Source organism: Ralstonia flatus (genome assembly GCF_958439105.1).
Classification (GTDB): Bacteria; Pseudomonadota; Gammaproteobacteria; order Burkholderiales; family Burkholderiaceae; genus Ralstonia; species Ralstonia flatus.
This window is the reverse complement of record NZ_CAUDLI010000004.1, coordinates 401,181-425,503: the sequence shown is the minus strand read 5'-3', so window position 1 is coordinate 425,503 and position 24,323 is coordinate 401,181. Positions and strand designations below refer to the sequence as shown.

Below are 24,323 nucleotides of genomic sequence, written 5' to 3'. Positions count from 1 at the left end.
GCCGCTGCCCCACCACCATCTTGGTAGGGAAGCCCCCCGAAAGCCAGCCCTTGCCCTGCCCCTGGACCGCCATGAAAACGTTCCACTGCAACCGTTGCCAGCAACTCGTCTTCTTTGAAAACGTCTTGTGCGAGCGCTGCAACGCCCTGCTCGGCTACCTGCCTGACGTGGGCGAGATCAGCGCATTCGAACCTGCCGACGAGCTGCCAGAGACAGCGCAGATACCGCAGACACCGCAGCCAGCAGAGACAGCGCAGACACCCGAGACAGCAACGGCCTCAGACAAGCGCTGGCGCAGCCTGCATCCCGAGGCACAAGGCCAGCTCTACCGCCAATGCCACAACTACGCGGTCGAAAACGTCTGCAACTGGATGATCCCGGCCGATTCGCCCGACACGCTGTGTCGCGCCTGCCAGTTCACCGAAACGATCCCCGACCTGACCGTGCCGGAAAACCGGTTCTATTGGTACAAGATGGAGGTCGCCAAGCGCCGGCTGCTCTATACGCTCATGACGCTGGGCCTGCCACTGGAGTCGCGGCTGGAGAACCCCGAGACCGGGCTGGAGTTCGCGTTTCTGGAAAGCAAGGAAGACAGCGGGCCTGTGATGACCGGCCACAACCACGGCCGCATCACGCTCAACATTGCCGAAGCCGACGATGCCGCGCGCGAGAAGGCCCGCACCGAGCTGCGCGAGCCCTATCGCACGCTGCTTGGCCACTTCCGGCACGAATCCGGGCATTACTTCTTTGATCGCCTGATTGCCGGCAAGCCGATGTGGGAAGCAGCCTTCCGCGAGCGCTTTGGCGATGAACGCGCCAGCTATGCCGACGCCCTCAAGGCGTATTACGACAATGGGCCGCCGGCGGACTGGGCACAGCACTACATCAGCGCCTACGCCACCATGCACCCGTGGGAAGACTGGGCCGAAACGTGGGCGCACTACCTGCACATGGTCGACACGCTGGACACCGCCGTGTCATACGGCCTGGCACTGCTGCCCGACCATCCGCAAGAGCCCGAGCTGACCGACCAGACCCCGGTCGAAGAAGCCAGCTTCAACAACCTGATGAGCCGCTGGTTTCCGCTCACCTACGTGCTCAACAGCCTGAATCGGAGCCTGGGCCAGCCCGACGGCTACCCGTTTACGCTGGCATCCCCCGTGATCGACAAGCTGCGTTTCGTGCACCGCATCATCGCTGCCTCGGCCAAGAAACCCGGTTGACCGCACCAATGTTGTGCGGCAAAGCGCCAGTTTGGATCGTGGGGAATATTTCGTGCAGCTGCCGCGTTTACCATCCGGAAGGTCAATCCCAGCATCCCCGGAGAACGCCATGCCAAGACACCTCAGCAGATGGATCAGCCTGACGGCACTCGCCCTGTGCGCGTGTGCCTCGCTCGCCCCTGTGCAGACCGCGCAGAAGATGATCGGCCAGCCGGAAAGTGCCGTGCGAGAAACCTTTGGCGCACCCACCGAGACCTATCAGCTTGCGGACGGCACGCACCGCTGGATCTACTCCAAGCAGCCGCTCGGGCACGAGGTCTATGCCGCCGATTTTGACGCCAACGGCAAGCTGACCAACTATCGGCAGATGCTGACGGAAAAGGAAATCTATGAGGCGCGCCCTGGTGTGTGGACCAAACGCGATGTGCTCCAGCGCTTCGGCACACCGAAAGAGCCGACGCAGTACTACCCGCTCATGAAGCGGGAAGCGTGGTCATATCGGATGTACGTCCTCGGGTCTCAGCAGGCGCACTTCAACGCCCTGTTTGACGACAACGGTCTGCTCGATCGCACCATGATCGTGGTCGATCCGCTGGGCGGCGGCCACCACAGCCGGAAATGACACAGGGCCCGGTGGCGCATTGCACGCCGCCCGGGCCCTGATGCTGCTCAGCGCTTGGTCTGAGCCTTAGCCTTTAGCCCAGTGCAGAAGCGATGGCCTGCGCGAGTTCGTTGGCTTCGAACTTGGCGACGTAGCCGTTGGCGCCAACGCGGCGCACGTGGTCTTCATTGGCCGAGCCCGACAGCGACGAGTGGATCACTACCGGAATCGACTGGAACGCCGGCTCGGTCTTGATCTTGCGCGTGAGCGTGAAGCCGTCCATCTCGGGCATTTCCAGATCGGTCAGCACCAGCGCGATCTTGTCGCGCACGGTCTTGCCTTCGCGGGCCGCGTCACGTGCAATGTTCTGCAGCGTATCCCACGCTTCCTGGCCGCTCTTGGTCATGACGTACGGCGCGCCCATGGCTTCCAGGCCGTTGGCGATCAGCGAACGCGCGAGGCCGGAGTCATCCGCCACCAGCAGCTTGGCACCGGGCGGCAGCTTGATCGGACGGTCGTCATTGTCGGGCGCCAGATCGGTGTGGCGTGCCGGGAAGACATCCACCAGGATCTGTTCAACGTCGATCACCTGTGCCAGGCGCGAGTTGTCGGCGTTGCCATCCAGGCGGGCCAGGCTGGTGATATTGCTGCTCCCCACGCTCGCCTCGGCCGGGAAGATCTGGCTCCATTCCAGGCGCACGATCTCGTCCACTTCCTCCACCGCAAAACCTTGGGTGGAGCGGGCGTATTCGGTAATCAACAGGATGTTCGCATTGCCGTTCCGGGTGCCGATCACGCTGGCAAGGTCGATCACGGGAATGATCTGGCCGCGCACATTGACCGCACCCAGGATATGGGCGCCGGCGTCCGCCACATGCGTCACTGGCGGCATGACCATGATCTCGCGCACCTTGAACACATTAATGCCGAACATCTCGCGCTGATTGGAGCGCGCAGATTCCCCCAGGCGGAACAACAACAGCTCAAAGCGGTTGTTGTTCGTCAGATTGGTCCGTTCATCGACTTCGTGCTGCGAATGCTGTGACATCGCGTCTTCCCCCGTTCATGCACACGTTATGTGGCGGTAAACGGCACGGCATTTGGCAACTTGAAGGGGTTTTGCGAATGTGAAGCGCACGCCCTTCCTGGGAGGGGGGAAGCGCGCCTAGGCAATCTTCACGTGCGCGACCAGAAAATCGAGAAACGCCCGCACGCGGGCTGGCAGATGCGCGCCCTGGCCGACATAGACGGCGTGGATGTCTTCGGTCTCGCCAGGGTTGTAATCCTCCAGGACGGGCACGAGGCGGCCTGACTCCAGATCGGCGCGCACCTGGAACTCGGCCAGGCGCGCCAAGCCCAGGCCGGCGGCCGCCACCGCCCGCAGCGCCTCGCCATCGCTGATCTGCGTGTTGCCCTGGGGTGTGAATTCGGTGCGGCGACCGCGCTTGATAAAGGGCCACGCGTTTGTGGCGCGGGCGTAGCTGAACGTCAGGCAGTTGTGGCTTGCCAAATCAGCCGGCGTGCGGGGCGTGCCGGCGCGCGCCAGATAGGCGGGCGAGGCCACCACCATCAAGCGCGTCTGCCCGAGCTTGCGCGCCACCAGCCGCGAACTCTTCAGCGGCCCGCTGCGCAGTGCAACATCGGTGCGGTCCTCCAGCAGATCGACCACGCGATCCGTAAGTGCAATGTCGAGCGACACCTCCGGATGACACGCCAGAAACGCCGGCACGATCGGCAGCAACACATGCGTGCCGACCGGCACATTCGCATTGATGCGCAAGCGCCCTGAAGGCTGCGCCCCGGCGGAAGCCTCGCGCTCTGCCTCGTCCAGATCGGCCAGCACCGACACGCTGCGCTCGTAGAACGCCGTGCCTTCAGGCGTGAGCTGGAAGCGCCGCGTGGAGCGGTTCACCAGCCGCGCGCCAAGGCGGGCCTCCAGCCGCGCCACAAGCTTGCTCACCGCCGACGGCGTCATCCGGCACGCACGCGCCGCGGCGGAGAAACCGCCTTCTTCCACCACCCGCACGAAGACTTCCATCTCGCCAAAGCGATTGACATCGAGCCGCGCCATTGTGATTTCAATTCATAGATATTGAGCTGGCGGGCAGTCTATCGCACAGATGCTGGCGTTCTCATACTGGTGGTCATTGCTGATTCAGTTCCACCCAACACCAACATGACTGCACAGGACAAAGTCGCGCTCGTCGTGGGCGCGCAGGGCGTGATCGGCCGCAACCTGATCGAGCACCTCGCCACATTGGACGACTGGCGCATCGTGGGCCTGTCGCGTCGCGGCGGTGAATCGACAGAGCGCATCCGCCACATCGCCGTCGACCTGCTCGACGCGGCTGACACGCGCATCAAGCTGGGCGCACTGGGCAACGTCACCCACGTCTTCTACGCCGCGTACCAAGACCGTCCGACCTGGGCCGAGCTGGTGCCGCCCAACCTCGCCATGCTGACCAACGTGGTCGACGCCATCGAGGCCGCGTCGCCCCACCTCGCGCACATCAGCCTGATGCAGGGCTACAAGGTCTACGGCGGTCACCTCGGGCCGTTCAAAACGCCGGCGCGCGAAACCGATGCGCACTTCATGCCGCCCGAATTCATGTTCGATCAGCAGACCTTTCTGGAAGCGCGCCAGCAGGGCAAGGCGTGGACGTGGTCGGCCATCCGCCCGTCGGTGGTAGGCGGCTTCGCGCTGGGCAACCCGATGAACCTTGCCGTGGCCATTGCCATGTACGCGTCGATCTCGAAAGAGCTGGGCTTGCCGCTGCGGTTTCCCGGCAAACCCGGCGCGTACGACCACCTGCTGGAAATGACCGACGCCGGCCTGCTTGCCCGCGCCACCGTGTGGGCTGCCACCGACCCGCGCTGCGCCAACCAGGCGTTCAACATCAACAACGGCGACCTGTTCCGCTGGAGCGAAATGTGGCCCCGGATCGCGCGCTACTTTGATCTGGAAGTCGCACCGCCGCTGCCGTTGTCGCTCGACACCGTCATGGCCGACAAGGCGCCGCTCTGGCAGGGCATGATCGCCAGGCATGGTCTGGCAGACACGCCCTACCGCGATGTGTCTTCGTGGCGCTTTGCCGACTTCGTCTTCTCGTGGGATTACGACATGTTCGGCGACGGCTCCAAGGCCCGCCGCTTCGGCTTTCACGAATACGTAGAGACGGAAGCGATGTTCATGCGGATCTTCAACGACTTGCGCCGGCGCAGAATCATTCCGGCGTAGAGCATCCGGATGCCCCCGCCTGCAAGGCGCACCGGCCGATCCGGCTAAGGGGATGTCCCGACTCGGGTTTCCACAGGAAGCGTCGATATAGTGAAGACGGGACGGTAGCTCATGGGTCGAGCGGCGACGGTTTACCGGCGCAGGCAGGCAGGTTCAAATCCTGTACGTCCCACCATCTGATGATTGATTGAGGAACGACAACACTCACTCATCGCGCCATGACCGGGCTGTGCGGGCGATTGTCGTCGGAAGAAGTCGGCACGCCAGCCCGCCGGTGGCTCGCACCTCAATCAAAAAAAATGCGCCCTGCACACCGGGCGCTGACGCCTTTGCCTTCGAAATGGACGTCGGAAGACGCAGGCGCAGAGGAGACGCAATTGCGGGGGTAGCTAACTGCCTGCGTACTCCCATGTTCGACAACCCACAGAAGAACGCAACGTAAATACGCGGCCTGGTCGATTGCCTGTCAGCGCTGAATCGGAACTGAGTGCGATTTTGGGTTGAATGGCGACGAGAATGAAACCGTCCGTTGTTCGCCGGGCCTCATAACAGCATGAGGGTGCGCTCTACGCGCGTACAGCCATGCAGCGGTTCTGTCCTTGAAGGACGTGACCTAGTCAGGGTGCCTGCTCGACCGCTCACCGCGGCCTTCACGTTCGGCAACTGGATAGCCCCACTGCTTGACCCACGGCCCCGCAAACCCACTGTGGCTTTCCCACGGATTCTCCGCAGACCGCCGAGCGCCACTGTTTCAGCCCCGTGCGCCACCCTCAAACACTCGATGTCGACTGTCTGAGCACGACATTCCGCCGTCAGACAGCCACGTACGGCCCTCAGAGGCCCGAACGTGGCCCAAAAACATCCGACCCATCGGAGCTCCGAGGCCCGCGCTTCGCCCTCAAACACCCGACGTCGCCCCGTTGAGGCTGACGTTCCACCGTCCAAGCCTCAAAGCCGGCTCTCGGAGGTCGAAAATTTCGACCTCCGACTGTGGCAGGCGACTGTTTGAGGTCCGCATTCGCCCCGCAGAGGGCCGCCCCCGACTGTTTGAGGCTCACCTCCGGGCCACAAACCTCCGTCGACGAGGGTTTCAGGCCCGTGCTTGCCCCTTCCATGCTGATGTCGAGTGCGGCAGATTGCCTCGGGCAGTCGACATTGTCGGCAGCCGAGCGCCGCTTTTTCCTCATCATTGAAAAAACGCCCAGCCGCTACGCCGCCTCCGCACCGGCCACACGGCAACCACGCCCCCACACCCCTGGCATGCCGACTGCTTCCCGCCACGAGAGCGCAACGGAGGCCACGCATGCATCAAGCATTACGAGTGACAAAACAAGCAGCCGCAGGTTGGCTATTCTTTCTGGTATCGACAACCGGCAGCGGGCTTTCACTCGCGCAACCGACTGAGCCGCAGCCGGCGTCTGCAGACGCCGCTCCGACGGCGCAACCCAAGACGGCAAAGCACTCCTTGTCACGGTATCCGGACACCCTGCCGGCCTCACCGCCAAAGGCACCCGCCGCGCAGTCCGCGGACGCTTCCGCGGGAACGCGCCAGCCTGGTGGTGGCGATTCGGCCGGCCCCAGTGCCGCCGCCGCAGGCCCCGGGGGCCCGGCCGACATGCGGGCGGAGCCTGTGCGCAAGCAGCCATTGCGTTAATGCTGTCGCGGGCGGCTGTCCCGGGCGTCGGATGAGGGGCATCCAATGAGAGCAATCGATGACCAGCGCAGCGGACCTGATCGTAACCACGCCCAGCGGCCTGTATTGTCCGGCAGGCGATTTCTACGTTGACCCATGGCGGCCGGTTGACCGCGCCGTCATCACGCACGCCCACAGTGACCATGCCCGTGTGGGGCACCGGCATTACCTGGCAGCCGCTCCGGGGGCGGGCGTGCTGCGCGCGCGGCTGGGTGACGACCTCCCCCTGCAGACGCTGCCATACGGCGAATCCATCGTCCACCACGGCGTCCGGCTGAGCTTCCATCCGGCGGGGCACGTGCTGGGCTCTGCGCAGGTGCGGCTGGAATACGGCGGCGACGTGTGGGTCGTGTCCGGCGATTACAAGGTGGAGGCTGACAGCACCTGCACGCCGTTCGAGCCGGTGCGATGCAATACCTTCATCACCGAATCCACCTTCGGGCTGCCGATTTACCGCTGGCGCCCGCAGACCGAGATCTTTGCGCAGCTCAACGCATGGTGGCGGGACAACGCCGACGCGGGCCGCGCAAGCGTGGTGTTCTGCTACGCCTTCGGCAAGGCGCAGCGCATTCTCTCCGGGCTCGATACCGGCATTGGGCCCATCGTTTCGCACGGCGCCATGCTGCAATTGGATGCCGCGTATCGGCACGCGGGCGTGGCGCTGCCGCCCACGCAGCTCGCGACCGACGTGCCGCGCGCGGACTTGCGGCGCGCGCTCGTGCTGGCACCGCCCTCCGCACAACGCACGGCGTGGATGCGCCGTTTTGGCGACTACGCCGATGCGTTTGCCAGCGGCTGGATGCAGCTTCGCGGAGCACGTCGGCGGCGCGGCGTCGATCGCGGCATCGTGCTGTCCGATCATGCCGACTGGCCCGGCCTGCTTCAGGCCATCGACGCCACGGGCGCCACGCGTGTCTATGTCACGCACGGCCAGGTCGCGCCAATGGTGCGCTGGCTGTGCGAACGCGGCCTGGATGCGCGCGCCTTCGCCACCGAGTATGGCGACGAGGCCGAAGAAGGCAATGCCGCTGAAACAGCTGATACGCCCACGGCAAGCGCGCCAGAGGACACGTCCGCGTCATGAAAGCCTTCGCCGATCTGTACGCGCAGCTCGACGCCACCACTTCGAGCAACGGCAAGCTGGCCGCGCTGGTGGCCTACCTGCGTACGGCGCCCGATGCTGACGCCGCGTGGGCGGTCTACTTCCTGGCCGGGGGCAAGCCGCGCCAGCTTGTGCCGGTGCGCGTGCTCGCCAGCTTTGCGCAGACCACCTCCGGCCTGCCCGAATGGCTGTTTGACGAGTGCTACCAAGCCGTGGGCGACCTGGCCGAAACCATCGCCCTCGTCCTGCCAGATGCAGATCACGCAGACGACGCCAGCCTGGCCGAATGGATGGAGGCCCGCCTGCTGCCGTTGCGCGGGCAGCCGCCCGAAGCGGTGCTGCCGCGCCTGGCGGAGCTGTGCCGTGGGCTCCCGCTGCATGCGCGGCTGGTGTTGATGAAGCTGATCACGGGGGCGTTTCGCGTGGGGGTGTCAAAACTGCTGGTCACGCGCGCGCTGGCGGAGGTGGGCGGCACCGACCCCAAGCACGTGGCGCAACGGCTGATGGGCTATACCGACATCGGCCAGGCGCCCACCGCCGAGCGCTATCGCGCGCTGCTGGCCGATGCCAGCGTCGATGGCCACGCGCTCGATACCGGGCACCCGTATCCGTTCTTTCTCGCGCACCCGCTGCAGGCTGACGTGGAAGCCTTCGACACCCTGCTCGGCACGCCCGCTGAGTGGCAGATCGAATGGAAGTGGGATGGCATCCGCGCGCAGCTCGTGCGGCGCGCCGACAGCGCATGGCTGTGGTCGCGCGGCGAGGAACTCATCACCGATCGCTTTCCCGAACTGTCCGCCATGGCGGAGGTGCTGCCGCCAGGCACCGTGCTCGATGGCGAGATCGTGGTCTGGCAGGCGGGCCGTGTGCAGCCGTTTGCCCTGCTTCAGCAACGTATCGGCCGCAAGACGCTGAATGCCCGCGTGCTGCGCGATGCGCCGGCCGTGATGCTGGCGTATGACCTGCTGGAATGGCAGGGGCAAGACTTGCGTGAACGCCCGCAGAGCGAACGGCGCGCGCAACTCGAACGCGTGATTGCGGAATGCATCCATCCGGCGCTGGAGCTGTCACCTCTGCTGCAAGGCGACGACTGGCAGCATCTTGCGCAGCAGCGCGAGGCGTCCCGCGAGCTTGGCGTGGAGGGGCTGATGCTCAAGCGGCGCGACGCGCGCTACGGCGTGGGCCGCACCAAGGACGTGGGCGTGTGGTGGAAGTGGAAGATCGATCCGTTCTCGGTAGACGCCGTCCTGATCTATGCACAACGCGGCCACGGCCGGCGCGCGAGCCTGTATACCGACTACACCTTCGCCGTGTGGGATGCGCCGCCCGACGTGCCCGAGCGCAAGCTGGTGCCATTTGCCAAGGCGTACTCCGGCCTGAGCGACGCAGAGATCCGCCAGGTCGACGCGCTCATCCGCAAGACGACGGTCGAGAGCTTTGGCCCCGTGCGCAGCGTGGCGCCGACGCTGGTGTTCGAACTGGGCTTTGAGGGCATTGCGCGCAGCCCTCGGCACAAGAGCGGCATCGCGGTGCGCTTTCCGCGTATGCTGCGCTGGCGACACGACAAGCCCGTCGCAGAAGCCGATACGCTGCAGACGCTGGAAAGCCTGCTACCGCCGTCATGAACGCACCTGCATCGCCCGATCTTGATACGTGGTTTGCTGCGCGTGGCTGGACGCCCATGCCGTTCCAGCGCACGGTGTGGTCGGCCATGGCGCGCGGCGAATCGGGCCTGCTGCATGCCACCACCGGCGCGGGGAAAACCTATGCGGTGTGGCTCGGGGCGTTGCAGCGGCTGGCGCAGGTGCGCGGACGTGGCGGCGCACCGCCGTTGTCGGTGCTGTGGCTCACGCCCATGCGCGCGCTGGCCGCCGACACCACGCGCGCATTGACCGAAGCGGCACAGGCGTTGGCGCCGCACTGGACGCTCGGCTTGCGCACCGGCGACACCGGCAGCGCCGAACGTGCCGCACAATCACGCCGCTTGCCCACCGCCCTGGTGACCACACCCGAAAGCCTGTCGTTGCTGCTTGCACGTGCCGATGCGCGCGAGGCCTTGGGCTCGGTGCGCGTGGTGGTCGTGGATGAATGGCATGAACTCGTCGGCAACAAGCGTGGCGTACAGGTGCAGTTGGCGCTGGCCCGGCTGCGCACGTGGTCGCCGGACCTGATCGTGTGGGGGTTGTCCGCCACGCTGGGCAACCTGGCGGAAGCCATGGACGCGCTGGGCGATGCAGGAACGCCCGCCCCCGGCACGCTGGTGCAGGGCCACCTGCCCAAGCGCATGGAGATCGATACGCTGCTCCCCGACGGCGTGGGGCGGTTTCCGTGGGCCGGGCATCTGGGCATGGCGATGCTGCCGCATGTGCTGGAGGAGCTGGAAAGCGCCCGCACCGCGCTGGTGTTTCTCAACACGCGGTCGCAAGCGGAGCTGTGGTATCAGGCCGTCATCAACGCGCGGCCGGAATGGGCGGGGCTGATTGCGTTGCATCATGGCTCGCTGGACCGTGCAACGCGCGACTGGGTCGAGACCGGCCTCAAGCAGGGCCTGCTCAAGGCCGTGTTCTGCACGTCCAGCCTCGATCTCGGTGTCGACTTTCTGCCCGTGGAACGCGTACTGCAGATCGGTTCGCCCAAGGGCGTGGCGCGGCTGTTGCAGCGCGCTGGGCGATCTGGGCACGCGCCCGGCCGCCCGTCTCGCGTAACGGTGGTGCCGACGCACAGCCTTGAACTCGTGGAAGGCGCGGCCGCCCGCGCAGCGGCCATGTCGGGCCAGGTGGAGGCCCGCACCTCGCCGCATAAGCCGCTGGACGTGTTGGTGCAGCATCTGGTGACGGTGGCGCTGGGCGGTGGCTTCGTGCCCAACGCGCTGTTGGAGGAAGTGCGCCGCGCCTGGGCCTACCGCGACTTGCGCGACGACGAATGGCAATGGGCGCTCGACTTCGTACGACAGGGCGGCCACTCCCTCACGGCGTATCCCGACTACCACCGCGTCGTGCCCGATGAACACGGCGTCTGGCGCGTGCCCGACGCACGCCTTGCGCGGCGACACCGCATGAGCATCGGCACCATCGTCAGCGATGCAACGATGACCGTGCGCTGGTGGCACGCTTCCGGTGGCGGCGCGCTGGGGTCGATTGAAGAAGGTTTCATTGCGCGGCTGCGCCCCGGGGACAACTTCCTGTTTGCAGGCCGCCTGCTGGAGCTGGTGCGCGTGCAGGACATGACCGCCTATGTGCGGCGCGCCACCGGCAAGCGCGCCGCCGTGCCGCGCTGGAACGGCGGTCGCATGCCGCTTTCCACCGAGCTGGCGCACGCGGTGGTGGCGCAGCTCGATGCGGCAGCACATGCCCGCTTCGACAGCCCCGAAATGCAGGCCGCGCGCCCCTTGCTGGAGTTGCAGGCGCGCTGGTCTGCGCTGCCCACCACGGCAACGCTGGTGGCCGAGACGCTGCAGTCGCGCGAGGGCTGGCATCTGTTTCTGTACCCGTTTGCCGGGCGGCATGCGCACCTGGGGCTCGCGAGCCTGCTTGGCTGGCGCGCGGCCAATCGCACGCCGGCCACCTTTTCACTGGCGTTCAACGACTACGGCCTCGAACTGCTGTCGGCCACGCCCATCGACTGGCCGGCGCTGCTGGCCAGCGGCGAACTCTTTGCCACGCACACGCTGATGCACGATGTACTCGCCAGCCTCAACGCCGGAGAACTGGCGCAACGCCGCTTTCGCGAGATCGCACGTGTATCGGGCCTGGTGTTTCAGGGCTACCCCGGCGCGCACAAGAGCGCGCGCCAGTTGCAGGCATCTTCGGGCCTGTTCTATGAAGTCTTCCGGCGCCACGACCCGGGCAACCTGCTGCTGTCGCAGGCGGAAACCGAAGTGCTGCGCCAGGAATTGGACCTCGACCGCATCGAAGCGGCCCTCGTCCGCATGCGCGCCTTGCAGCTCCAGCTTTGCGCACTGAAGCGGCCCTCGCCATTCGGTTTTCCGTTGATGGTGGAGCGGTTTCGCGAGCAGCTTTCGACGGAGAAACTCGCTGATCGGATCGCACGCATGCTCGCCGAAGCGGAGCGCGCCGCTGGCCCAGAACCCACCGACCCGGATGCCGCGACACGGCCGGAGATCGAAAACGATGTCCAGGCCGCCCTGCGCCTGACTGAATCGCCAGACACTGCGGGCAAATCCACCCGCCGCGCGCGCCGGCCACGCAAGACATCGAAGCCGCTGCCACTGCTATGACTGCACCCAATGACGTCGCCATGCAGTGCGCAGGCGAGACGGTATGGCTGCTGCCCGAGCGTGCGCTCTGGTGGCCTGCGCAACGCATGCTGATGGTGGCCGATGCGCATTTCGGCAAGGCGGCAACGTTCCGCGCGCGCGGGGTGCCGGTGCCGGCCGGCAGCACCAGCCAGGCAGTCGCCCGCCTGGACGCCATGCTCGCCCGATTGCCGGTCGCGCATATCGCGTGGCTGGGCGACCTTCTCCACGCGCGCGAAGCGCACGCCGCCATTGGTGCACTCGCCGCCTGGCGCGCGCGCCATGCCGATATCGCATGCACGCTGGTCCGCGGCAACCACGACCGCCACGCGGGCGACCCACCTGCGGACCTGCGCTTCGACGTGGTCGAAGAGCCGTGGGCGATCGGCCCCTTCGCGCTATGCCATGAACCGCAGGCGGTGCCCGGTCGCTACGTCATCGCCGGCCACGTGCACCCGGGCGTCGTCATCAGCGGGCCGGCTCGGGACCGCCTCCGGCTGCCGTGTTTCCGGTTTGGAACGAGCGGCGCCCTGCTCCCCGCATTCGGCGAGTTCACCGGCTTGTGGACGGCGCCGGCTGCGCCCGGAGAAGCGCTTTTTGCCGTGGCCGACGACTGCGTCTGGCCGCTGCGCAGTTAGGGCGCTTCCTGCCGGGCAAAGGGGCGCCGCTGGCCTCAGGGCTTCAGCACCACCTTCACACATCCGTCCTGCTTGTCGCGGAAGGTCTTGTACAGGTCCGGGCCATCCGCCAGCGTGCCGCGATGCGTGACTACGAACGACGGGTCGATCTCGCCGCGCTCAATGCGTTCGAGCAATATCGGCAGATACCGCTGAACCGGTGTTTGCGCCATCCGGAACGTCAGCCCGCGATTGATGGCTGACCCAAAGGGCACCTTGTCGAGCAGCCCGCCATACACACCGACGATCGAGACCGTACCGAAGTTGCGGCAGCACTGAATGGCCTGCCGCAGCACGTGGGGCCGATCCGTACCGAGCGCGGTGGCGACCTTGATGCGGTCGAGCACGGAGTCGAAGCTGGCGGTCGTCTCGGGCTCAGTGCCCACCGCATCGATGCAGGCATCGGGGCCGCGGCCCTGCGTCATTTCGTTGAGCGCGTCCTGCACATCGCTGGCTTTGAAATCGAGCGTCTGTGCGCCGGCCGCGCGGGCCATGGCCAAGCGCTCGGGCACCGTATCGATGGCGATCACGCGTTCCGCGCCCAGCAGGAACGCGCTGCGGATCGCGAACTGCCCAACGGGGCCGCAACCCCACACGGCGATGGTGTCGCCGGGCTGGATATTGCAGTTCTCAGCGGCCATATAGCCGGTGGGGAAGATGTCCGACAGGAACAACAAGGTCTCGTCATCCACGCCTTCCGGCACGCGAATGGGCCCGACGTCTGCGTACGGCACACGCAGATATTCCGCCTGGCCGCCGGCATATCCGCCCAGCAGGTGCGAGTAGCCGAACAGACCTGCCGGTGAATGACCCCACAGCTTGGCGGCCTTGGCGTGGTCAGGGTTGGTTCGCTCGCATCCGGAGTAAAACCCGCGCTTGCAGAAAAAGCACTCGCCGCAGGAAATGGTGAAGGGCACCACAACGCGGTCGCCGACTTTCAGCTTGGTGTTCTCGGGCCCCACTTCCACGACTTCGCCCATCGTTTCGTGGCCGACCACATCGCCGCTTTCCATGCCGGGCATGACACCGTCGAAGAGGTGCAAGTCCGACCCGCAGATGGCGCACGCCGTGACCTTGATGATGGCGTCGCGGCCGTGTTGGATCGTCGGGTCCGGAACGGTGTCGCAGCGGATGTCATGTTTGCCGTGCCAGCAGAGTGCCTTCATCACAAACTCCTTGTCGATTCAGTCGGGGCGACGGCGCCATGCCGAAGCCGTGCCGCGCAGTTGCTCGGTTCAGTGCTCGGTTCAGGACTCAGGACCGCCCATGCGTGAGCAGCAGCCGGGCTTGCTCCATGCCGTCTCGAACGGCCTCGCCTTTGGTGTGCCAGCCTCGCCATGTCTGGGATATTTCTCGGATTTCGAACTGCCGCGCCCCGTTTGCGACCGAGATGCGAGGCACCCACACGCCCTGCGCGTCCTGCTCCGCAGTGACCGTCACGGTCTGGCCCGCACACTCGAAGCGCGCTTCGCCTTCGTGCGTCGTCTCGTTCTGCATCATCGCTTTCCGTTCAGGAAGGGGTGCGGGGGCTGAACACCCGAATACACCGGCGCGACGGATTGCACACCGGCCCCGAACACGCCGGCAGGCAAGCCGCGGGCGAGCGAATACATGGCAATCACGGCAAGAGTGAGCGCCGCGATCGCAAGGAGTTCTTGCATATGCATGAGCGTCTCCATGTCTGTTCGTGCTTGAAACGGGCTGTTCCTGGCGTAGACGCAACGTCCAGGCCCGGGCGGCGCTTTGCCCGAGCCCGGAGGCGGTCGTTACGCCTTCCCTTCACCAAGCTCCGCGCCGGTGGTCGGATCGACCGCCGGGTCTGAAGCCAGACGCGTCTTCATGGCCTCCAGCGTTTCGAGTTCGGCATCGGTCAGGTTGACCGCTGCGTTGCCGTCTCCGCCGTCCGCGGGCACCGGCGGGTCTGCCACCAGCTCAAGACCGGTGCCGCTATTCCAAGGGGCCTGCACGATCGGGCCACCGCGCGACATCTTGAAATACGCATCGCTGAACTCCGGCACCGGCGGCAGCTTGCCCGGCGGGAAGTTGCCGTTGATGGCGTAGAGCGCCTTCTCGAACGACTTCTGGTGCGCTACCTCGCGCGTCATGAGAAAGCCAAGTGCTTCGCGCACACCCGGGTCATCGGTGACGTTGATCAATCGTTCGTAGATGATCTTGGCGCGTGCTTCGGCTGCAATGTTCGAGCGCAGGTCCGCCGTGGGTTCGCCGATCGAATCGATGTAGGCGGCTGTCCATGGCACGCCCCCGGAGTTCGTCAGCGATGGGCCCCCGCCATAGAGCACCTGCGTCACATGGCTGTCGTTACCAGCGCCATTGAGCTTGCGATACAACTCCGCCTGCTCATCCACCGCTTCGGCCAGTTCGCCTTTGGCACCGCGATTCAACATGGCGACGATGGAGCCGATGATCTCGAGGTGACTGAGTTCTTCCGTCGCGATGTCGTACAGCATGTCCTTGCGGCCTGCATGCTCTTCTGCAACGGCTTGCGTGAAGTAGCGCATCGCCGCGGCAAGCTCGCCTTGCGGGCCACCGAACTGCTCCAGCAGCAGATTGGCCAGTCCGGGATCGGATTCGCTGACCCGAACGGTGTATTGCAATCGCTTGTTGTGCATGAACATGGATGTTCTCCGGGAATGGGTGGATGCCTTCATGGCGCAACCCTTTCCGCAACACCCGTTCCATCGCGTACCGCACGCCTCGCGTGGCGCTGTCGGGTACGCACGTTGCGAAGGCCCTTGCGCCGCCTATCTTCCGGAGCCTCCATGGACGAAACCCTCGCGCTTGAACGCGACAGTTCTTCTGCATCAAGAGGCGTTGTCGCCCACGCGCGCGAAGCGCTGGAAGGCCGGCGACGCGGCTGGCGCACGTTCACGCCGTTCGTTGGCCCGGCCGTGGTGGTATCGGTGGCGTATACCGACCCGGGCAACATCGCCACGGGCATCGAGGCCGGCGCCCGCTACGGATATCAGCTGCTCTGGGTCGTGCTGGCATCGAGCCTGGTGGCGATGCTGTTCCAGATGCTCTCTGCACGCGTGGGCATTGTGACGGGCCAGAATCTGGCGCAACTCTGCCGCACGCACCTGCCTGCGCCAGCCGGTCTTGGTATGTGGTTCATCAGCGAGCTGGCGGCCATGGCGACCGACCTTGCCGAGTTCGTCGGTGCCGCTGTGGGCATCGCGCTCCTGACCGGGATGCCTCTGCTGCACGCCATGGTCGTCGCCGGTGTGCTGACTTATCTTTTGCTGATGCTGCAGGGGCGGGGCTTCCGTTCCATTGAACTGATGATCGGCGCGCTGGTGGCCGTCATCGGTATCTCTTACATCATCCAAGTGTGGATCTTGCCTGTTTCGTGGGCGGCGGCGCTGCGGCAAACCTTTGTTCCAGCGGCACTCCCGCCCGACGCGTTCATGTTGGCGGCCGGCATTGTCGGGGCCACGGTGATGCCTCACGCGCTCTTTCTCCACTCGGGCTTGGTCAATACGCGCGTGCGCCCCCGGAGTGCGTCGGAGACATCGCAACTGCTTCGCTATTCCAACCGCGAGGTGGTGGCAGCGCTGGCCGCCGCGGGCTGCATCAACCTCGCCATGGTGGTGGTATCGGCAGGCGCGTTTCACGGCGCACATGCGGAGGTGGCCGGCATCGAGGATGCCTATATCACCCTGGCGCCGTTGTTTGGGGCATCGGCCGGGCTGGTGTTTCTGGTTGGGCTGATCGCATCGGGGCTCTCAAGCTCCGTGGTCGGAACGATGGCGGGCCAGATGGTGTTGCAAGGTTTCCTGCGTGTGCGCCTGCCGGTATGGATGCGCCGACTGATCACCATGGTGCCAGCGTTCATCGTCATCGGCGCGGGCATGGATGTCACACGCGCACTCGTACTCAGCCAGGTGGTGCTGAGCATGGTGGTGCCGTTTCCGATGGCGGCGCTGATCTGGCTGGCACGCCGGCCAGACCTGATGGGCCAGCATGCCGCCAGTCGCGGCCTGGTGCGACTGGCGACGGTGGGGGCGGTCCTGGTGGCGGCGTTGAACGGCGCGCTGCTCGTCCATCTCATCGCATAGCGATGCCGATGCTGGACAGCGGCGGCACTGCGGGTCTGGTCAGGCGTGGGCCGCGCGTACCCACGCTGCCGCAATGAAGTCGGCCAGCGAAACATGGCCGCGCACGACGTCCGCCGGCTGGTCGAAATCTTCGTCCAGGGTCACGGCGGTCATCTTTGCGTAGGCGCCCGCCGCTTCGGCAGAGAATCCCCACCCTTTGTAGACGGCCTCCCATCGGTCTCGCGGCACCACTTCGAGCACCACGTCGCGGCCGAGCGTGCGGGACATGGCTCGCGCAACGTCTTGCGGTGTGTAGCGCTGCGGGCCCTCGACGTAGCGCACGCCCACATCGTCAAGTGGCGTCAGAAGCCGCGCCGCAGCTGCCTCACCAAGGTCGGCGGGCGCCACCATGGGTATGCGCATGTCGGCGGGGAACATGCTCGGCAGCGTGCCGGTCTCCGCCACGGCCTCGAGCATGCTCGTCCAGTTGCTCATGTAGTAAGCGCCGCGATTGATTGCGGCCGGAATGGGCTGGCGGCGCAGGCCTTCTTCCAACTCCCACAGCGTGGTGAGGTCGCCGATGCCCTGCCCCGGGCGAGCGCCAAAAGTTGAAGCGGCCACCACTTTCTCCAGTCCAGAGTCTTCCAGCGCGGCGAGGATGTTGGCGATCGTGCGGCGCTCCGTGGCGTCGGTGTCGCCGGCAATATCGGCGGGTGGATTGAGCAGGAAGGCGCGGCGCCCGCGTCGGAATGCCGCCCTTAACGAGGCGACGTCCTCCACGTCAGCCGTCGCGACCGATGCCCCTTTGTCCCGCCACCGACCTGCGCGCTCCGGCCGCCGAGTCACGATCGTGACGTCTTCTCCACCGGCCAGCAACGCGTCCGCAACAGCGGCGCCTACATGTCCGGTTGCGCCCATCACCACGTACATTGCGCCTCCTTGTCGCTGTCTGACTGCGCACTTCGGCAGCCTGAACGCCGACCGCCATCGGCCATCGTCGGCACGCAATGGCTCAGAAGGCTGGATAGCAGCGTTTGTGCCCGTGGAGGGATGCAGCGCAGCCGATCAGCCCGCCCAGGCGCGACAGTGTTCGAGATACTGGCGCTCGTGCAGTCCGAGCAGATCGACAATCGAGGACCAGAGCCAGAACGGCGCTTCGATGGAGCGCCCATGGCGCGCTCGCAGTTCACGGTGCCATGCTTTCGCAACATCCCGCGGCATCTGGCTGCCGTGCGCCAGGCCGACGACGTTGCCCAGATAGGCCGCCAGGACCGTGGCATCTTTGTGATCGAGCTTGTCGACCGACAGCTTCAGGTCTTGGGGCTGCAACTCGCGCATGAAAAAGCTACCGCCCAGCATGCGTCCCCAGGCCATTCGCTCGCCCAGGTCAGGAGACAGATGCCGCGCGCCTGTGACGACGCGCTCGCCGTTGATGCGGGGCATCTCCCCTCCGGAAGCGCTGGGCGCCGCGGCCTTGCCCGCCTCCTTGATATCGATCAGCCGATACCGGGGCCCGCGGTCCTGATCGACGGCCAGCAAGACGGCATAGCGCCGCTGCCCGAGCGAGCTGCATCCTTTGACCCAGTACGCCGCATCCACGATGCTGACCGACGCTTCGCCGGGCATCTCGTAAAGACGCGCCACCAGGGCAAGCACCTCATGCTGGCTCACCAGGTGTTTCAGTTCGCGCCGTTCTTCACGGGAGAGCGGCCAGAAATGGCGCCCGAGAGGAATGGATGGAGACGTGTCGCTCAGCCGCTCCTTGGCCAGTTCTTTCCACGTACGCGCAGTCGCCGCTTTCATGGCTGTGCGCACGGATGTGGGGCGCGGCGGCATCCGCAACGCTGCGTCGGGATCGATGCCGTGCAGGTATCCCGCCATCAGCGCTTCCACCATCCGTGCAGTCACGATGCCTGGAAGGTCCGACCCGCGCGCGGCCGTCGCCAACGAAACGCCCAGCCGGATCAGGTCGTGCGCGGGATTGCCAAGCACCGTCTGGTCCAGGTCCCGGATCTGTATGCGCGCGGCGCCGGATGTATGGCCGATCGGGCCGAGGTTGCCGACATGGCAATCGCCGCAGATCCAGATGGTCGGCCCTTCGGGAAACGTGTGCGGCTGCACCTCGCTCAGCCACTCGTAGAACTTCACGGTGTTGCCGCGAACGTACGCGTGGGTGGAGCGCGTCATCTTCGATTGGCGCAACCGGGCGAGTATGGGTCCACGGTTCTTGGGGCTCACCGCGCTGTGCGACGATTTTCGTTGGGACATGTCTGTGCTGAACCTGGGATGCTTCAACTGGGTGATGGACGCCAAACCGCATGCAATAAGTGTTCCCCGCCCCCCAAAAACAGCTTAGATAACGCCTCCACGGCGCTCAACCTTTGCTATGCTTGCTCGAAGCGCGCTGCACAGGCGTCGCTTCCATTGAATGGTCAACTTTACCCAACCATCTATTTTCACTATGGCCACCAAAACCAAGACCGCTGCCAAGACCGCTGCAAAGAAGGCCTCGCCGGCAAAGAAGGCCGCGCCAGCAAAGAAGCCTGCTGCATCGACGCCGACTCTCAAGCCCTTGAAGGACACGTTTACCAAGGCGAGCCTGGTGAGCCATCTGGCTGAACAGGCTGCCGTCGACGCCAAGGCGGTGAAGGCGGTGCTGCTCCATCTGGAGAACACCATCGTGGCTTCGCTGCACAAGAAGGGCGCCGGCGAATTCACGCTGCCGGGCCTCTTCAAGGTGACGTCGGTCAAGGTGCCGGCAACGAAGCGCCGCTTCGGCAAGAACCCCTTCACCGGCCTGGAGCAGTGGTTCGAAGCCAAACCGGCAACCGTGCGCGTCAAGGTCCGCGCCTTGAAAAAGGTCAAGGACGCAGCCCTCAACGGCTGATCGCCAGCGCAAAGAAAAAGGGAGCCTCGGCTCCCTTTTTTGCGTGCTTGCCGGTCTGGAAGACGCGGCAGGCGCAAACCGATCGGCATGGCCGAAGGCGCTGTGCTGTGATGCCTAGCGCGCCTTGCGCGCCGCCTTTCCAGCGCTGCGAGCTGCTTCCTGCCCCCCGACAGCGCCGTCGCCGCCCATACGTTCCAGCCAGGAAAGCGCGTCCACGTACGACAAGAACTGCCGCAGATAATCGGGCGACACCTCGCGCATCAATACCAGTGACCGATGCACAAGACTGCTCGAATTCAGCGGACCGGCATTGACCGGCACCTTGTCCAGCGCGTCACGCAACTGTTTCTCGGCGCTGACGCGGGACCACGTGTCGCGCACGTCTTCGAGAATCTTCAGCTCCGGCAATGCACGCGGTTGCGGCCCCGATCCGCCATCGGCAGCCTCGCCGACATCCGTGCGTTGCCGGCTGGCAATGTCGCGCAGCAGCTGCGCCAATGCGCTATCGGCGGGCGCTTTTGCGTCGCTCGCGTCGGACGTTGCCGTCGTTCGGTCGACGTCTGCTGCGTAGGCCGCGATCAGCTCGTCGAGCCGCGCATCGAGAATGCGCCGCGCCTCGCCGGTTTGTCCGGCCGCACGTCGATGCAATGCCTCGATGAAGCAAAAGCGCACGCGATCCAGCCGGTCCGCGCCGCTTGCGCGCCAACTGTCGAGCGTGGCCTGCGTCGACGCCTCAATGCGGCTCACGACGTCCACCGTTGGAAGCAGCCTGCCTCGGCACGGGCGCGATTTCCACACGCCGGTTCTTGGCGCGCCCGACGTCGTCTGCGTTGGAACTCACCGGCTGCTGCGATCCAAACGCTGCCGCGAACACGCTCGACGCCGGAATGCCCTCGTCGATCAACGCACGCGTCACCGTCAAGGCGCGTTTGGCGGACAGCTCCCAGTTATCGGCAAACAGCCGGTTACCGGCACGCACCTGCTGGTCGTCGGAAAAGCCGCTCACCATCAGGATTTCTTCACGCGAGGTGAGATACGCCGCTAGCGGCCCCGCCAGGCTCTTCATCAGCGCGCGGCCTTCCGGCTGCAACTGATCGGAGTTGATCGCAAAGAGCACATTGCCATTGATGCCGATGCGCCCGTTGACGAGTGTCACGCGCCCGGCCGCCAGCGGGCCGGCCAGGGCCTGTTCTAGCGTCTTGCGGCGCTGGGCTTCGGCCTCGCGCTGCTTGACCTCGTTTTCCAGCTTGGACGACAGCTCGAGCTGCACGCCGATGACGCCCACCAAAATCAGCACAAACGCGCCCAGCAGCACCGACATCAGGTCGCCAAACGCGGCCCAGACTGGCGCCGTGGCGTCGATGCCACCGTCAATCTCGTCGTTCATGCCGCTTCGGCCCCGGCCAGCGCGCGCTGGTCACCCAGGCGCTGCAGGTCTTCGAGGATCTGCTTTTGGGACAACATGCTCAGGTCGATCACCTCACGCGCCTGGGCCACGTAGTAGGCAAGCTGTTCGTCGCTGCGGGTGAGCGACTTGTCGAGCGCAGCTTCGATGCGCTGCAACTGGGCTGCAAGCTTGTCGTTCGACTCGCCAAACAGCTGCACGGCCGCGCCAAACGCCTCGCCCAGGCTCGCCACCTCCACCGCACTGCCGGTCACCTGCGCAGCCACCGCGCCAAGCTTGCCGGTCTCGGCTTCCACCCGATCGGTGAACCGCACACCAACACGCTCGAGCAGATCCGCCGACGTCGCCACCAGCGCATCCACCGCCGTGCGCTGCTCGGTCGACGCATGGTTGACGGCGTCGAGCAGCGTTTCCAGCGTGCCCAGCAGGCGCGCACGCTCGTCCAGCATCGCGGTATCGCGCACCATGCTGTCGGACAATTTCTGGCGCAGTTCGGCCACCACTTCGGCCGCGGCCTTGGGCGCTTCCGACGCGGCTTGGACCAGGCGCGAAATCTCGCCGATCGTGTCGTTGGCGTGCGCCTGCGTTTGCGCGGAAATGTCGCGCGCGGTCTGCGCCAGTGCGTCGCAAATCTGCTGCTGACGGCTCGCCGTATCGGCACCGGCCTTTTCCCATGCCTGGGTCAGTTTCTCGCCCATCGCACCGAGGGCATCGGTCCAGGCGGCCAGACGTTGTGCGTCTCGTGCTTCCAGCGCCGCTTGCAACGCGGCTTGCGACTGACGCGATGCGTCCTGCTGCGCGGCGATATCGCGCGCGGTCTGCGCCAACGCATCGCAGATGTCTTGTTGACGGTTCGCCGTATCGGCGCCGGCCTTCTCCCACGCCTGGCTCAGCTTTTCGCCCGTTGCGCTGAGCGCCTCGGTCCAGGCCGCCAGACGTTGCGCGTCTCGTGCTTCCAGTGCGGCTTGCAGCGCCGTATGCGACTGGCGCGATGCGTCTTGCAACGACACGGCGTGCTGCTCGAACGTGGCGGCAGCCGCCTCGAGCGCGCGCTGGTTCTGGGTGGCCAGCTCGGCGTGGGCGTGCTCCTGGCGGGCCAGCGCATCGCGCCAGGCAGCGGACAGGCCGCCTGCGGTGGCGTCCAGTCGCTCGGCAACGCCATCGAGCAACCGCGCCGAGCGTTGCTCGAATGTCTCGGCAAACCGGTCCAGCGACGTGCCGACCTGACCGACCAGCGCCTCACTCGAGCGTTGATGCGCCGACAGGGCGTTGTTCCAGATGCCGGAGACCGCCTGCGCCGTAGCCTCAAAGCGTGACGACAAGCCATCCAATTGACGCTGCACCGCGTGCGTGACCGTCTCCTGCAGCGCGGCCGATTCGCGCGCGAGGCCCGCCATCGTCGTTTCCACCACAGGCTGCAGCGCCGCGCTGGCAACCCGCGCGCTTTCGGCTGCGCTGTCCTTCAACGACTGGCCGACCGAAGACGCGAGCTGGCTGTAGGCCACTTCCGTCTTGTCGAGAAACGCTTGCTGCGCGGCGATCTGCCGCTCGCTGCTGGCTGCGCCCTGCTGCTCCAGCGACACCATCATCGCCTGCAGGCGGTCCACCAATGCGGGCATCACATCGGCTTGCCGCTGCAGCAGCTTGAACGTCTCTTCACGCTGATGCGCGTGCGAATAGATGCGCAGCGTGGTGGCGATGTTCGCGTCGAGCGCCTGGACTGCCTGCAAGCGCTCGCGCCGGCACAGCGCCGACAGCAGCCCGAGCATGGCCGACGTTGCCACACCCGCAATCGAGGTCCCGAACGAGAATCCCAGACCCTTGATCGGGGCGGCCAGCGAAGCGCGGATCGCCTGCAGATCCGTCGCGCTTTCCAGCGCTGCGCCCGTGCCCTTGAGCGTCACTACCATGCCGAGCAGCGTGCCGAGCATGCCAAGCAGCACCAGCAGGCCCACCAGATACGGCGTCAGCGCGGGCGCCGGCAGCGCAGAGCGCTCGCCTTCCACACGCAGGCGCACGGCATTGCGCAGGCTCGGGTGCATTTGCTCCAGCCACGCCGCCAGATTGGACGGTGGCTCGTTCAGCCCCGCCACGGCCTGCGTGACCGTGCCGGTCGCCTGACGATAGCGGCGCAGCTCGAGCGCGCCTGCCACATAGGCGGCACCGATCACGAGCGTGACGGCCAGCGCCAGCAGGTTTCCGCCGACGATGTAGCCGACGGCAATCCATCCCAAGGCCGCCAGCCCGACAGAAAAAACGATGAGATTCAGGTGATGTCTGGACATGAATGGTGTCTGTCCCGCTTAGCGGGGGCGAAGGGCTGCGAGCAACCCGTCGATCGGTTGAAAACGAACATCAAGCTCGGCCAGGAGCACGCTCTGCATATCCTTGCGGAACGCGTCCAGCCAGGCGCGGGATGTGGATGGGGTGGCCTGGCCCTGCGCGGGCAGCTCGGCCTGCCGCTGCTGCTCGGCCGCGCGCAGGCGCTCGAAGTACGGCCCCAGCATCGACGGAATGGCCCCCAGCAACGAACGTTCGCGGCCGGCGAGCGCCTGCTCCATGCTGGCATCCAGCACTGCAAGCCGCGCGAGGTCGGGCGTCCTGGCAGCCAATAGGCGTCGCAGACGGCCACGGAGGTCGCCGATCTCCAGCTCCATCGTCTGCTGCATCAGCACGTAGCGCTGCCGGAAGTCGGCATAGTCGACCACTGGCACCGCCGGGGTCTGAATCGGTGCGCGTGGCCCGGGCCTTGTCTCTGGCGCGCAGCTGGACGCGATGGATTTCGTCAACGCCGCGCGGACACGGCCGCCGATGGTCTCGGCGTCCGGGCCGACGGGCCGCGTGCTGGAGGCACCGGCGGGCGGTGCCGCGCTCAATGCCGACGAAAGCGTGATGGCATCCGTCCAGCTGAGCCATTGGCTTAACCGGTCAGAAAGGGGCTGCGCAGATGCGGAAACGTCGACGTCCGTCAGGCGAGCAAGAATGCGGATCAGCGCGGGGCCGCTGAGCGCCCTGCGTTGCTGGGCGTGCGCCATGCTACGAGTGCCGAAAAAAGGCTGGAGTTTACACTGCCTGCCGGGTCGGACTGGCGTCTTTGGGTGGCAGAAGAATCACTTCGCCAGAAGAATCGCAGCGGTCAATCGGCTCGCGGGCAATACGGGGGCGACGTCCTTCGGCTCATAGCGAG

Annotated in this window: 21 protein-coding genes and 1 tRNA gene; 10 read left to right on the top strand and 12 right to left on the bottom strand. The window is 65.8% G+C overall.

Annotation, left to right across the window (positions count from 1 at the left end):
* Window positions 1–71: 71 nt before the first annotated feature.
* Window positions 72–1,223: a zinc-binding metallopeptidase family protein gene (locus R2676_RS12105; protein ID WP_206274787.1), complete on the top strand. Its 1,152-nt coding sequence runs from the start codon at window positions 72–74 to the stop codon at window positions 1,221–1,223.
* Between the two features lie 109 nt (window positions 1,224–1,332).
* Complete coding sequence (locus R2676_RS12100) at window positions 1,333–1,845, top strand: hypothetical protein (RefSeq protein ID WP_206274786.1); 513 nt, start codon at window positions 1,333–1,335, stop codon at window positions 1,843–1,845.
* Between the two features lie 73 nt (window positions 1,846–1,918).
* Here the strand turns inward: R2676_RS12100 and R2676_RS12095 are convergent, their stop codons facing one another.
* Both R2676_RS12095 and R2676_RS12090 read right to left on the bottom strand, forming a co-directional pair.
* Window positions 1,919–2,872, bottom strand: a complete 954-nt coding sequence (locus tag R2676_RS12095; RefSeq protein WP_206274785.1) for a chemotaxis protein — start codon at window positions 2,870–2,872, stop codon at window positions 1,919–1,921.
* A gap of 117 nt (window positions 2,873–2,989) precedes the next feature.
* Complete coding sequence (locus R2676_RS12090) at window positions 2,990–3,895, bottom strand: LysR family transcriptional regulator (RefSeq protein ID WP_206274784.1); 906 nt, start codon at window positions 3,893–3,895, stop codon at window positions 2,990–2,992.
* A 105-nt stretch (window positions 3,896–4,000) separates the two neighbouring features.
* Here R2676_RS12090 and R2676_RS12085 point away from each other — a divergent pair, with 105 nt between their 5' ends.
* From R2676_RS12085 to pdeM, 6 genes are all read left to right on the top strand, one after another.
* On the top strand, window positions 4,001–5,062 hold the full coding sequence (locus R2676_RS12085) for an SDR family oxidoreductase (protein WP_206274783.1): 1,062 nt from the start codon (window positions 4,001–4,003) through the stop codon (window positions 5,060–5,062).
* A gap of 98 nt (window positions 5,063–5,160) precedes the next feature.
* A tRNA-OTHER gene (locus R2676_RS12080) sits at window positions 5,161–5,237 on the top strand.
* Between the two features lie 1,537 nt (window positions 5,238–6,774).
* Window positions 6,775–7,839, top strand: coding sequence for a ligase-associated DNA damage response exonuclease (locus R2676_RS12075; protein ID WP_206274781.1), 1,065 nt, complete (start codon window positions 6,775–6,777; stop codon window positions 7,837–7,839).
* Window positions 7,836–9,482, top strand: coding sequence for an ATP-dependent DNA ligase (locus R2676_RS12070; protein WP_206274780.1), 1,647 nt, complete (start codon window positions 7,836–7,838; stop codon window positions 9,480–9,482). The genes R2676_RS12075 and R2676_RS12070 overlap by 4 nt, the downstream gene beginning before the upstream one ends.
* Window positions 9,479–12,094, top strand: a complete 2,616-nt coding sequence (locus R2676_RS12065; protein ID WP_206274779.1) for a ligase-associated DNA damage response DEXH box helicase — start codon at window positions 9,479–9,481, stop codon at window positions 12,092–12,094. The genes R2676_RS12070 and R2676_RS12065 overlap by 4 nt, the downstream gene beginning before the upstream one ends.
* On the top strand, window positions 12,091–12,750 hold the full coding sequence (gene pdeM / locus R2676_RS12060) for a ligase-associated DNA damage response endonuclease PdeM (protein ID WP_206274778.1): 660 nt from the start codon (window positions 12,091–12,093) through the stop codon (window positions 12,748–12,750). Before R2676_RS12065 ends, pdeM begins: the two co-directional genes overlap by 4 nt.
* A gap of 35 nt (window positions 12,751–12,785) precedes the next feature.
* Here the strand turns inward: pdeM and R2676_RS12055 are convergent, their stop codons facing one another.
* The 4 genes from R2676_RS12055 to R2676_RS12040 all read right to left on the bottom strand — a co-directional run bounded on the left by R2676_RS12055 (window position 12,786) and on the right by R2676_RS12040 (window position 15,425).
* A complete protein-coding gene (locus tag R2676_RS12055) occupies window positions 12,786–13,955 on the bottom strand; it encodes a zinc-dependent alcohol dehydrogenase (protein ID WP_206274777.1) in 1,170 nt (389 codons plus the stop codon).
* An 88-nt stretch (window positions 13,956–14,043) separates the two neighbouring features.
* Window positions 14,044–14,289, bottom strand: a complete 246-nt coding sequence (locus R2676_RS12050) for a DUF6566 family protein (RefSeq protein ID WP_206274776.1) — start codon at window positions 14,287–14,289, stop codon at window positions 14,044–14,046.
* The gene (locus R2676_RS12045; RefSeq protein ID WP_037026699.1) at window positions 14,286–14,468 is read right to left on the bottom strand and encodes a hypothetical protein; all 183 of its coding nucleotides are present in this window, start codon (window positions 14,466–14,468) and stop codon (window positions 14,286–14,288) included. Before R2676_RS12045 ends, R2676_RS12050 begins: the two co-directional genes overlap by 4 nt.
* Before the next feature lie 87 nt (window positions 14,469–14,555).
* On the bottom strand, window positions 14,556–15,425 hold the full coding sequence (locus R2676_RS12040; protein ID WP_206274774.1) for a manganese catalase family protein: 870 nt from the start codon (window positions 15,423–15,425) through the stop codon (window positions 14,556–14,558).
* Window positions 15,426–15,569: 144 nt separating this feature from the next.
* Between R2676_RS12040 and R2676_RS12035 the strand changes: the two genes are divergently transcribed.
* Window positions 15,570–16,865: an Nramp family divalent metal transporter gene (locus R2676_RS12035; RefSeq protein ID WP_206274773.1), complete on the top strand. Its 1,296-nt coding sequence runs from the start codon at window positions 15,570–15,572 to the stop codon at window positions 16,863–16,865.
* Window positions 16,866–16,904: 39 nt separating this feature from the next.
* Here the strand turns inward: R2676_RS12035 and R2676_RS12030 are convergent, their stop codons facing one another.
* Window positions 16,905–17,774 (bottom strand): NmrA family NAD(P)-binding protein, encoded by an 870-nt coding sequence (locus tag R2676_RS12030; protein WP_206274772.1) that lies wholly within the window; start codon window positions 17,772–17,774, stop codon window positions 16,905–16,907.
* Window positions 17,775–17,909: 135 nt separating this feature from the next.
* Entirely contained in the window at window positions 17,910–19,112 is a 1,203-nt protein-coding gene (locus R2676_RS12025; RefSeq protein ID WP_206274771.1) for a DUF2252 family protein, read from the bottom strand.
* A gap of 193 nt (window positions 19,113–19,305) precedes the next feature.
* Here R2676_RS12025 and R2676_RS12020 point away from each other — a divergent pair, with 193 nt between their 5' ends.
* The gene (locus tag R2676_RS12020) at window positions 19,306–19,731 is read left to right on the top strand and encodes an HU family DNA-binding protein (RefSeq protein WP_206274770.1); all 426 of its coding nucleotides are present in this window, start codon (window positions 19,306–19,308) and stop codon (window positions 19,729–19,731) included.
* 114 nt (window positions 19,732–19,845) lie between these two features.
* Here R2676_RS12020 and R2676_RS12015 read toward each other — a convergent pair whose 3' ends face one another.
* Genes R2676_RS12015 through R2676_RS12000 form a run of 4 tightly spaced genes read right to left on the bottom strand, consistent with a single transcriptional unit; the run spans window position 19,846 to window position 24,171 of the window.
* Window positions 19,846–20,487 carry a DUF2894 domain-containing protein gene (locus tag R2676_RS12015; RefSeq protein ID WP_206274769.1) on the bottom strand — a complete coding sequence of 214 codons (642 nt, stop codon included), beginning with the start codon at window positions 20,485–20,487 and terminating at the stop codon, window positions 19,846–19,848.
* Window positions 20,465–21,118, bottom strand: a complete 654-nt coding sequence (locus R2676_RS12010; RefSeq protein ID WP_206274768.1) for an OmpA family protein — start codon at window positions 21,116–21,118, stop codon at window positions 20,465–20,467. Before R2676_RS12010 ends, R2676_RS12015 begins: the two co-directional genes overlap by 23 nt.
* Window positions 21,115–23,421: a DUF802 domain-containing protein gene (locus R2676_RS12005; RefSeq protein WP_206274767.1), complete on the bottom strand. Its 2,307-nt coding sequence runs from the start codon at window positions 23,419–23,421 to the stop codon at window positions 21,115–21,117. The genes R2676_RS12010 and R2676_RS12005 overlap by 4 nt, the downstream gene beginning before the upstream one ends.
* Before the next feature lie 18 nt (window positions 23,422–23,439).
* A complete protein-coding gene (locus tag R2676_RS12000) occupies window positions 23,440–24,171 on the bottom strand; it encodes a DUF3348 domain-containing protein (protein ID WP_206274766.1) in 732 nt (243 codons plus the stop codon).
* Between the last annotated feature and the right edge of the window lie 152 nt (window positions 24,172–24,323).